The organism is Pseudomonas sp. MHK4 (assembly GCF_054600775.1).
Window position 1 is genome coordinate 1 of sequence record NZ_BAAIAK010000060.1, and the last position, 532, is coordinate 532.

General features: G+C 52.6%; 1 rRNA gene. It reads left to right on the plus strand.

From position 1 onward, the window contains the following. Window positions 1–532: ribosomal RNA gene (locus ACYP2Q_RS31510) — 23S ribosomal RNA — on the plus strand; the annotation flags it as partial.

The following is a 532-nucleotide window of genomic DNA, read 5'->3' on the forward strand; positions in this document are numbered from 1 at the left end:
CCTGGAGGAAGAGAAAGCAAATGCGATTTCCTGAGTAGCGGCGAGCGAAACGGAACATAGCCCAAACCAAGTGGCTTGCCTCTTGGGGTTGTAGGTCATTCTATACGGAGTTACAAAGGAACGAGGTAGACGAAGCGACCTGGAAAGGTCCGTCGGAGAGGGTAACAACCCCGTAGTCGAAACTTCGTTCTCTCTTGAATGTATCCTGAGTACGGCGGAACACGTGAAATTCCGTCGGAATCTGGGAGGACCATCTCCCAAGGCTAAATACTCCCTAGGGATCGATAGTGAACCAGTACCGTGAGGGAAAGGTGAAAAGCACCCCGGAAGGGGAGTGAAAGAGATCCTGAAACCGTGTGCCTACAAATAGTCAGAGCCCGTTAACGGGTGATGGCGTGCCTTTTGTAGAATGAACCGGCGAGTTACGATCCCGTGCGAGGTTAAGCTGAAGAGGCGGAGCCGCAGCGAAAGCGAGTCTGAATAGGGCGTTTAGTACGTGGTCGTAGACCCGAAACCAGGTGATCTACCCATG